The following is a 7423-nucleotide window of genomic DNA, read 5'->3' on the forward strand; positions in this document are numbered from 1 at the left end:
GAGCGGACATCACCGCTCCTGGCGGGGCACGGTGAGGACAACGTCATATCCGGCTAACTGACGTGTAATGACGGCGCACCCTGGGCCGGGCACTGTGGAATCCATGGTCACCACGGTGAAGACACTCTGCGCGTACTGCGGCGTGGGATGCGGCATAGTGCTCGAGATCGGCGGCCGAACCGCGTCCTCCGATGCGACCCCGACCAGGCCAGTCGTGACCAAATCCGTCGGCGACAAGTCCCACCCGGCCAACTTCGGCCGACTGTGCACCAAGGGGACCACCACCGCGGACATGCTCGCGGGGCCCGGGCGGCTCGAGAAGGCCCAGATTCGCCATCGCCGCGGCGAGCAACCGGAGAGCACGGACACCGCGGTGGCGATCCACGACACCGCTCGGCGGCTGCGCACAATCATCGACGAACACGGGCCCGATGCGCTCGCGTTGTACGTGTCGGGGCAGATGTCGATCGAGGCCCAGTACCTGTCCAACAAACTGGCCAAGGGGTTCATCGGCACCAACCAGATCGAATCCAATTCCCGACTCTGCATGGCGAGCGCAGGAACCGGATACAAGCAATCACTGGGAGCCGACGGCCCGCCCGGGTCGTACCAGGACTTCGACCACGCCGACGTGTTCTTCGTCATCGGCTCCAACATGGCCGACTGTCACCCCATTCTGTTCCTGCGGATGATGGACCGCGTCAAGGCAGGGGCGAAGCTGATCGTCGTCGATCCCCGTCGCACCGCCACAGCGGACAAGGCCCACCTGCATCTGCAACTCGAGCCGGGGTCGGACCTGGCGCTGCTCAACGGTCTGCTGGCGCTCATAGCGGAGAACGGCGACCTCGACACCGAGTTCATCGCGGAGTTCACCGACGGCTGGGACGCGATGCCGGAGTTCCTCGGCGACTACACCCCGGAGAAGGTCTGCGCCGCAACCGGTCTCGACGAGAAGGACCTACGAGCCGCGGCCGCGATGATCGGCGGTGCAGAGAACTGGATGAGCTGCTGGACGATGGGTCTGAACCAGTCGACGCACGGAACGTGGAACACCAATGCGCTGTGCAACCTCCATCTGGCGACCGGTGCCATCTGCAAGACCGGCAGCGGCCCGTTCTCCCTCACCGGGCAACCGAACGCCATGGGTGGTCGGGAAATGGGATACATGGGCCCCGGGCTGCCGGGACAACGAGCGGTGGTCAACGACGCCGACCGCGCATTCGTCGAGGATCGATGGGGCGTTCCGCGCGGAACGCTGCGCACCGACGTCGGCGGCGGAACCATCGAGATGTTCTCCAAGCTCGCTGCCGGGGAGATCAAGGCCTGCTGGATCATCTGCACCAATCCGGTTGCCTCGGTGGCCAACAGAACGACGGTGATCGACGGTCTCGAGCGCGCCGAGTTGGTCATCACTCAGGATGCGTTCGCCGATACCGAAACCAACGACTACGCCGACGTGATGCTGCCCGCCGCGTTGTGGACGGAAGCGCACGGAGTGATGGTCAATTCCGAACGCAATCTCACGCTGTTCCAACCGGCGCTCGAGGCACCGGGCGGTGCACTACCGGACTGGAAGATCATCGCCGACATGGCGTGCGCGCTCGGATATGCAGATGCCTTCACCTATGCGAGCGCCGAGGAGGTGTTCGAGGAGATCAAGCAATTCTGGAATCCGAACACCGGCTACGACATTCGCGGAGTCACCTACGAACGGTTGCGCGAGAGTCCCATCCAGTGGCCGTGCCCGCCCGACGCGACCACCACCCGGCATCCGATCCGCTACCTCAACGACGGAGTCAGCCAACGGCAACGAGTGTCCGACGACGGTTCGATCCCCGCACTGTCCTTCCCCACTCCGAGCGGTCGGGCCCAGTTCTTCGCCAGGCCTGCGATGGCACCCGCGGAGATGCCCGACGACGACTACCCGTTCGTGCTCAACACCGGACGCCTGCCACACCAGTGGCACACCATGACCAAGACCGGCAAGGTCGCCAAGCTGAACAAACTCGATTCCGGCCCGTTCGTCGAGGTACACCCACTCGACGCCGACCGGCTCGGCGTGATCGACGGCGACAGTGTCGAGGTCGCGTCCCGCCGAGGCCGAGCCGTCCTTCCTGCCGTCGTCACCGATCGAGTGCTCCCGGGCAGCTGCTTCGCGCCCTTCCACTGGAACGAAAAATTCGGTGAGTACCTCGCCATCAATGCCGTCACCAACGACGCCATCGATCCGTATTCTCAGCAGCCCGAGTTCAAGGCGTGCGCGGTCACTCTCACCAGAGTTGCTGCAGCCCAATCACCCTCACCCGTGGGCGACGAGCCTTCCCACGATCCCGTCGAGGCGCTCGCCACGATCGTCGGTCTCCCTGCGCGTCCTTCTCAGCCGCTGACGACCGTCGAACAGCGTTATATCGCAGGGCTTCTCGAAGGTCTGGGCAGTGAGGCCGGCCGCAGCGCCGCCGGAACGCCCACTCTGCCGTCGCGCACTCCCCTGTCCCCCGAGACCCACGCATGGCTCGACGGCGTTCTCGCGGGCCTGTTCTCGCGCGGACCCGCCACCGGCGGTGCTGGTGCCGATGTACCGGCCGAGACAGCCGATCCGGGGCGACGGCCGGTGCTGTTGCTCTGGGCCTCGCAAACCGGCACCGCCGAGGAGTACGCCCAGGCCTGCCTGTCCCACCTGCGGGGAGCAGGCGTGTCGATCGCAGAGCACTCGATGGAGACGTTCACCGTCGATTCTCTGCCCGCCGAGGCCGATGTGCTGATCGTCAGCAGTACCACCGGTGACGGCGAAGCACCCGACAACGGAACGACGTTCTGGGACAGTCTCGTCGCCGAGCCCGCCACGGAGCTTCCGGGAATCCATTATGCGGTACTCGCTTTCGGCGACTCCAGCTACGCAGACTTCTGCGGCCACGGACGCAGGATCGACGAGCGCCTCACCGAGTTGGGTGCCCGGCGACTTCTCGAGCGGGTCGACTGCGAGCCCGACTACGAGAACGAGGCGGCGGCGTGGCTCGATGCGGTGGTCGAGCGGCTTCGACGCGATGACGACACCACCACCGAAGCAGCGGTGGAGTCCCCTGCACGCACCGTTCCGCAGACCCCAGCGGAACCGGAACAGTACAGCAAGAAGTCACCGCTGGTGACGACTCTCGTACGTAATCGAGTACTGACCGCACGCGGATCCGTCAAGGACGTACGCCAATTCGGATTCCATGTACCCTACGGGACTCTCGAGTACGAGGTCGGTGACGCACTCGGAGTGTGGCCGCGCAACAGCGATGCCTACGTCGACGAGTGGCTCGAGGCCACCGGACTGGACCGGGACACCGCTGTCGACCTCGCTGGACACGGTTCGATGTCGCTGCGCACGGCGCTGAGCCGCCACCTCGAAATCGCCCGTGCAACACCAGATCTCCTGAAGTTCGTCCACCGACGGACTGCGGACGACGATCTCGAGGCGATGCTGCACCCCGACAACAAGCATGCGCTGTCCGACTGGATGTGGGGTCGTCAGTCGATCGACGTGCTTGCTGCCCATCCGGTTCGAGCTTCGGTGGACGACTGGTTGGCAGTTCTCAAACCGTTGCAGCCACGGCTGTACTCGATTTCGTCGAGCCCGAAAGAGAACCCCAACGAAGTACAGGTGACCGTCTCGGCGGTGCGGTACAACGTGCACGGAGTTCCCCGGCGCGGCGTGTGCTCGACCTACCTGGCCGACCACGCGTCGAACCACGACGTGGGCATCTTCGTGCAGAAGTCCTCGCATTTCAAACCGCCGGAGGACCCGACAACCCCGATGATCATGGTCGGCCCGGGTACCGGTGTCGCCCCCTTCCGCGCCTTCCTGCACGAGCGTCGCGCGCTCGGGCACACCGGCCACAATTGGCTGTTCTTCGGTGAACAGCACGCCGACACGGACTTCTACTATCGCGACGAACTGACGGCGATGCTCGGCGACGGTTCGCTGAACCGCCTGGACGTCGCATTCTCACGCGATCAGAAGGACAAGGTCTACGTCCAGGATCGGATGCGTGAACACGGGGCCGAGTTGTGGAACTGGATTCACCGCGGTGCCCACTTCTACGTGTGCGGCGACGCGTCCCGAATGGCCAAGGACGTCGACGCCGCGCTGAAGGGCGTGGTGGCGCAACACGGCAAACTCGCGCCGAGCAGTGCCGAGGCCTACGTCAAAGCTCTTGCCGCAGAAAAGCGATACGTCCGCGACGTCTACTGAGTCGGTGGAACCGAGACGAAACGTGCCATCGGTCGATCAACGGCCGGAATGTTCCGCGGCGTAGGCGTCGACGCGTCCGTAGGCGATCTTGGGCGTCCAGTCTCTGTGCACCAAGCCGAAGTTCTGTTCGGTGTCGGCGGTGTCGGAACCGGCGTCCCGGAGGCTGTAGACATAGGCCGGCCCCAGCCAGTCGTTACCGAGAACCGCGTCGAGGACGATCCCGATGCTGTCCGCCTGCGTCTGCTCGCTGACACTGTTGGGATTGGTGCCGGTGGGGGCTCCGAACTCGGTGATCCAGATCTGTTTGCCGCTGTCACCGCCGGTGATCATCGTGTCGCGCATGGACCACATCTTCATGGCGGTGTTCCACGACGCCGTGCTGGGGTCGTTGGGTAGGTAGGGCCACGTGTACGGGTGAACGTTGAAGGCGTCGAAGTACTTGTTCGATCCCTGCGCGTACATCTTCGACAGGAACGTCGTACCCGCGATGTTGCCGTTCGTGTCCTCGGCGGGTGCCATACCGCCCGCGAGCACGGTGGAATCGGCTTGCACCTGCTTGATCGCCGTATAGGTCGCCTTGATCAGCGCCGAGTACGCCGTCACGTCGGGGGCAGGCTTGAAGAACGTCACGATGTTCGGCTCGTTCCACACCTCCCATATCTCGATCCGGCTCTGGTAGCGCTGAACCACAGTCTTGGCGAACGCCGCGAAGGTGGCGGGGTTCGCAGGACGGGAGTGCGAATCGTTGACGGCGGCGGCTACTCGCGCCCACCTCGGGGTGTACGCGATGATGCCGTGCACGCACATCCCGTGGGCCACAACAGCGTCGATCACCCGGTCGGTTCGGCTCCAATCGAATCTGCCCCGGGTCGACTCGATGGCAGACCAATCGATGTCGAGACGAACCGCGAAAGCTCCGGCGTCACGAGCGAGCGTGAGTTCCCGATCGAGATCCGCAGGAGACAGCCCACCTATGGTCGCTCCGGGTGATACTCCGATCCGGACCGCGTCCGATTGCCGCGCACATCCTGAATCTCCTGCGGGTGCTTGCTGCGTTCGCAGAGCAGATGCAGCTGCGGGTACCGCCCCGGCCGCGAACGACAACAGCATGACCATCAGTGCTGCACTCGCTCGTCGCGTCGCATTCCTTCTCATCGGCAGATGCTAGCAACGACCAGGAACGGAATATCGCGGTATCGATATTGCTCTGTTGTTTCGTGCTTTGTCTCACTCCTCGGCAGCACAAACACACCGGAAATTCGAATAGTGGAATACACCGACGCGAGCGTCGGTATGACAACCCGGCCTGTACTACTATCTGGACAATGACGACAGGATTTCCCGGTTTCGACGACCGTCTGAACGATCTGCTCGCCCGGCAGGCAGAGAAATCCGGTCTTTCCACCGACGAATTCGTTCGAGGAGCGGTGGTCGACCGACTCGTGCGGGAACTGTCCGAAGATCAGGATTCCGACGTCGGCGCATTGCTTCGTGCGCTGCAGGAGGGCTCGGAGAGAGGCGTCGGCCCAGCCGAGGTCACGCGAGTGTTCGGCACCCCGATCGACGACCCCGACAGGTTGGCCGCTGTAGCTCGAACCGGACTGATGGACACCGGATCCGACGCGGGTTACGACCGGGTCGTCAGCATGGTCGCCGATGCTCTGAGTGCCCCGTCGGCCGCATTCTCGCTTCTCGACGACAAGCGTCAGTACTTCAAGAGCGCCCTTGGACTTCCAGCGGAACTCGGTGGCGCACAGGAGGTCCCCATGGACGGGTCGATCTGCCGCTACGCGATCGATCTCGGGCAACCATTGGTGGTCGAGGACGCACGATTGAACGACATCCTCAAGGACCACCCCTCCGTTCAGAGCAACCTTCTCGTGTCCTACCTCGGAGTTCCGCTCACCGACGACGCCGGCAACTCGGTGGGCACCCTGTGCGTGTGGGATCAGCGACCGCGTCAGTGGACGACCGGTCACGTCCAGATACTCCAGGATCTGGCGTGGATAATTCGTGAGCGAGTTTTCGAATAAAGGGGCTGTTCCCCGTCAAATATAAGCATTTTCGACCTACAACCGACTTCGAGTTTTTTTCTATAACTCGACCAGGTGGCCGCTTTCGTACCGGTATACATTGAATGGGATATACGGGACCAACCGATCCGAACTAGCCACCGGAAGTAGCTGTGCCGAAGACACTTGAATCACCGCACACTCGCCTCCGGGCTGCCGAGGCCGACACCGTTGCAGCCGGTCGCCCCCTTGTGGATCGGCTTCGAGTCGATCCCCTCAACACCGCGATCAGCGTCGCGGTGGATGTGCTCGCAGCAGCCGTCGCTCTGATCGGAGCCTTGCTCTGGCACTCGGGCAGTCTCACCGACACCGGTTGGCTCCCATGGCTGTTCCTGCCACTGCTGATCGGAATCCTCGCCGGAAAGTCGATGTACCGACGCAGTCTCCGGCGCAACTTCCTCGACGAGATCGGTCCTGCCGAAACCGCTGTCGCCTTCGCGGCGCTCGCACTGCTGGTCGTGATGTTCCTGGCAGACACCGACTACCGTCCCAGTGAGGTCGTGCTGCGACTGTGGTTGCTGAGCGCATTGACGATCGCGATCGCTCGATTGACACGAGTCGTTCTCCAGCGCACGCTGCGCACCAAGTTCGGATCCGCAGCGCCGACCATCGTGCTGGGAAACGACCCGATCGCGCACCAACTCGTCTCGCGCACAAGGCAGTTCCCGGAGTACGGTCTCGAACCCATCGGTTACGTTGGCGAGGCTCCGGTTGCCGACGTCTCCTCGAACGGCGAGGTGCCCCACCTGCCGCACCTCGGACTCCCCAGCAATTTCGAAACGGTTGCCCGCAAGACCGGTGCCGAGGAGTTGATCGTCACGTTCGCACCGACCGAGGATCGGGAGTTGATCGCCGCCATCAGGATTGCGCATCGGCTCGGTATGCGGGTGTGGGTGGTACCCAGGTTGTACGACGCGGTCGGGGTCAACACGCGCGTCGAGCACATCGGCGGCCTGCCGTTGATGGTGCTCCCGCATGTGAACCCCAAGGGATGGCAGTTCGCTCTCAAAGGACTTCACGACCGGGTTCTCACCGCGTTCGGGCTTCTGTTGCTCTCCCTGATCGGCCCAGGGATTTCGGACACTGGACCCGCTTAGGATAGGGATCTACTGAA

Annotated in this window: 4 protein-coding genes; 3 read left to right on the forward strand and 1 reads right to left on the reverse strand. The window is 63.6% G+C overall.

Annotated features, from left to right (window positions below):
• Positions 1-103 precede the first annotated feature (103 nt).
• A complete protein-coding gene (locus QM590_RS04655) occupies positions 104-4237 on the forward strand; it encodes a bifunctional nitrate reductase/sulfite reductase flavoprotein subunit alpha (protein WP_269593745.1) in 4134 nt (1377 codons plus the stop codon).
• A 36-nt stretch (positions 4238-4273) separates the two neighbouring features.
• On the opposite strand, the gene QM590_RS04660 is transcribed toward QM590_RS04655, so the two are convergent.
• Complete coding sequence (locus tag QM590_RS04660; RefSeq protein ID WP_269593744.1) at positions 4274-5392, reverse strand: endo-1,4-beta-xylanase; 1119 nt, start codon at positions 5390-5392, stop codon at positions 4274-4276.
• Positions 5393-5562: 170 nt separating this feature from the next.
• On the opposite strand from QM590_RS04660, the gene QM590_RS04665 reads away from it, so the two are divergent.
• Together QM590_RS04665 and QM590_RS04670 are read left to right on the forward strand one after the other, a co-directional pair.
• On the forward strand, positions 5563-6270 hold the full coding sequence (locus QM590_RS04665) for a GAF domain-containing protein (protein ID WP_269593743.1): 708 nt from the start codon (positions 5563-5565) through the stop codon (positions 6268-6270).
• 152 nt (positions 6271-6422) lie between these two features.
• The gene (locus QM590_RS04670) at positions 6423-7406 is read left to right on the forward strand and encodes a nucleoside-diphosphate sugar epimerase/dehydratase (protein WP_269593742.1); all 984 of its coding nucleotides are present in this window, start codon (positions 6423-6425) and stop codon (positions 7404-7406) included.
• Positions 7407-7423 lie beyond the last annotated feature (17 nt).

Source organism: Rhodococcus sp. IEGM 1372 (genome assembly GCF_030056835.1).
GTDB lineage: Bacteria > Actinomycetota > Actinomycetes > Mycobacteriales > Mycobacteriaceae > Rhodococcoides.

Bases quoted from the DNA above. Each gene is read 5' to 3' on its own strand.
- QM590_RS04655 (WP_269593745.1), top strand. From the start codon at position 104: ATGGTCACCACGGTGAAGACACTCTGCGCGTACTGCGGCGTGGGATGC.
- QM590_RS04660 (WP_269593744.1), bottom strand. From the start codon at position 5,392: ATGAGAAGGAATGCGACGCGACGAGCGAGTGCAGCACTGATGGTCATG.
- QM590_RS04665 (WP_269593743.1), top strand. From the start codon at position 5,563: ATGACGACAGGATTTCCCGGTTTCGACGACCGTCTGAACGATCTGCTC.